We start from the raw sequence: 2,459 nt of genomic DNA on the forward strand, positions 1-2,459 counted from the left end.
GAGGGTCGATAGACCCATTGCAACCGCCCGTGCGCGTAAATGTCTCATGCGTCCCCTCGCTCAGACCAGCTTTGAACGGAAAGGTAAGGTGTCCGCAATCGGCGTCATCTTACCAATAGCGGACCAGCTGCTCTCCACCCAGTTTGCGACGATCCCCGTTCACAATGCGGCCTCCAGGAGCTGCCGGTCGGCTGTCGCCCCGGTTGCGGACGTCTCACAATTCAGGTCACGCGCACCCGGACAAAACCCTGTTCGGCAAATATCCGTCGAGCTTCCTCTCGGTCTTCCGGTGTCCTCGGCTCACCGGTCAAGGTCACATCCACCGTAGGGAGGAAGCGGAGCCAGCGCCTGCCCCCTTCAATCTCCCGAATCAATTCGCCGACAAACGCGGCGGCACCCTTAGAATCAGCGATCAAGCGGCTCTCCGACGAGAACGAGCGGAGGCTTGTTCTCATGATCGTCTCGCCCGTCGTGATATTGGTAAGGTGGACGTAGTTTCGAGAAACGGATGCGCTGTAGCGTACGGTGAACATGATGCCCCGTGTAGCATATTAAGTGGCGAGATGTCCGCTTGCCACCCAGCTTCCGCCGTTCTCGGTCGGCGGAAAGGGTGACTAGCTGACATTTCGCTTTTGGCGCAGAGACCGCCATTGACCAATCAGAAGCGCGCTCCAAATCAGCGGCGCAGACAGGATCAGCCAAGCCGATAGTCTGAGGAAGATCGCTGGATTGAGCCTCAGCATGTCCCGGACAAGCGCGTCGATTGACAACAGCTCGCCGCCGGAAAGACCAACACCTAAGAGCGTGATGGGAAACACCGTGAGCATAAAGGTGGCGAAGAGCGCCGCTTGTGCTCCCAGGCTGATCGAACTTTCGCGGGCTGTCATGCAGATCAGCTTCCGCGATATGTCGAACGTCCGCAACTGCCGTCGTTCCGCGAGAGCGGTAAGGAGCGGCATCTATCGCCACTTCCGCCCTATAAGCCGCCAGCCCGCAGACCACCCACTCTCAGACATTCCATGCCGAAAGCGCGCTCCCAAAGCGGTCGGGCAGCTAGCGCCCCATTTTCGGTCATTGGCGGCGCGCAATACGCCGCCAATAAGCCGTCATTCAAAGTGGCGCGGGCCAACTATTCCCTCTTGCATCGGAAGACGATCAGCAGGCCGGCGACAACCAGGCTGAGACCGGCCAGCATGAGTGCCGACATCGGGTTGCCAAGGATGGCCCAATCCATCGCCGCTGTAACGCCAGGAACGAGGTAAAAGAGGCTGGTGACGTTCACGAGGTTCCCGCGCGCAATGAGGCGGTAGAGCAGGAACGTGGCGCCGACGGATATCACGATGGCAAGCCATAGGACCGGCAACACGAATCCTGCGTCCCATGAGCCCTGAAACGCACCCAGGGGTGAAATCGCACCCGCGAAAGCCAGTCCGACTGCATACTGCGTCGGCAACACCACCCACGGCGCTTGCTTCTCGCGCTTCTGAAGGATCGAGCCTGCCGTAATACCGAGCAGCGACAGACCGGCGAACACCAGCCCAAGTAGGTCGAAGCGCATCGACGACAGGCCGTCCGACACGACCAGCGCGAGGCCCGCAAGGGCGAAGACGAGCCCAAGGAGTCGCGGTGTGGTCACGCGCTGTTCGGTGAGGAAGAGGGTGAGGATCGGCTGCACGCCGAGCAGGGTCGCGAGCGCGCCAGGCGTGATGCCGTTATCGAGGGCCAAAAGGTAGAAGGCCGAGTAGAGGCCGGCGAGCAGCAAGCCGGTCAGCGCAATGCGGCGCCGGGTGCCGCGCTCCGGCACCAAGGTGCCGTTCCACGCCGCGAAGGCAATCAGGATCGCGAGCGCGATGCCATAGCGAAGGATCAAGAGCGCGAAGGGAGAGCCGTGTCGCAGACCGATCTCGGACACGATGGCGCCGCTGCTCCACAGCAAGACGAACGCCGTCGTCGGCAAGAGCGCCGACGCATAACGATTGAACATGGGATTTCACCTGATGAAATGTCGTGACACCCGCGCGCCGAACGGCGGGCAAAGCACCGGCAGTCAGCCAGCGTGGATCGAGGTCGGTGGGGGCGGTGCCCCGACGCGGCCGAGCCGGTCAGTCCATTCAGGAGGTGGAGATGCGGAGGAAGCACGCGCGAACAGGACTGCTGCACCGATGTGGTAATGGCGGCCGTTCGCAAGCATAGGGCTGCAATAAGCCTACCCTTCCCGGCAGGCAACCCGTGAGGGCAGCTTAGGGCGATTTCCCGCCCTAAGCTGCCGGACCGCTAGCCACCCAATCTCAGCCATATTCTGGGCCGCTAGAGTTGCTTGAAAGCGGACGGCGCCCGTGCTGGAGCTCGTCCACGCGGCCAATCGCTAATCGTCGGCGACGTGCCTCAAGAGCACATCGAGCAGGCGTTTGCTCTCAGCATCTGTGACGCCGAGCAGTCTCCGGCGCGCGTAGCGCACA

The 2,459-nt window shown here is 61.9% G+C and carries 3 protein-coding genes; all 3 read right to left on the bottom strand.

The genetic code is table 11. The annotated features are described in order from the left end of the window. Positions 1-221: 221 nt before the first annotated feature. Positions 222-533, bottom strand: coding sequence for a hypothetical protein (locus tag VGV07_RS24290; protein WP_326871308.1), 312 nt, complete (start codon positions 531-533; stop codon positions 222-224). An 81-nt stretch (positions 534-614) separates the two neighbouring features. Further along, positions 615-959 (bottom strand): hypothetical protein, encoded by a 345-nt coding sequence (locus VGV07_RS24295; RefSeq protein WP_326871309.1) that lies wholly within the window; start codon positions 957-959, stop codon positions 615-617. A gap of 170 nt (positions 960-1,129) precedes the next feature. Next, a complete protein-coding gene (locus tag VGV07_RS24300) occupies positions 1,130-1,984 on the bottom strand; it encodes a DMT family transporter (protein WP_326871310.1) in 855 nt (284 codons plus the stop codon). Positions 1,985-2,459: the final 475 nt, after the last annotated feature.

This window comes from Devosia sp. (assembly GCF_035944845.1).
Classification (GTDB): domain Bacteria; phylum Pseudomonadota; class Alphaproteobacteria; order Rhizobiales; family Devosiaceae; genus Devosia_A.

Coding starts and splice junctions, on each gene's coding strand:
- VGV07_RS24290 (WP_326871308.1), bottom strand. CDS start 533: ATGTTCACCGTACGCTACAGCGCATCCGTTTCTCGAAACTACGTCCAC.
- VGV07_RS24295 (WP_326871309.1), bottom strand. CDS start 959: ATGCCGCTCCTTACCGCTCTCGCGGAACGACGGCAGTTGCGGACGTTC.
- VGV07_RS24300 (WP_326871310.1), bottom strand. CDS start 1,984: ATGTTCAATCGTTATGCGTCGGCGCTCTTGCCGACGACGGCGTTCGTC.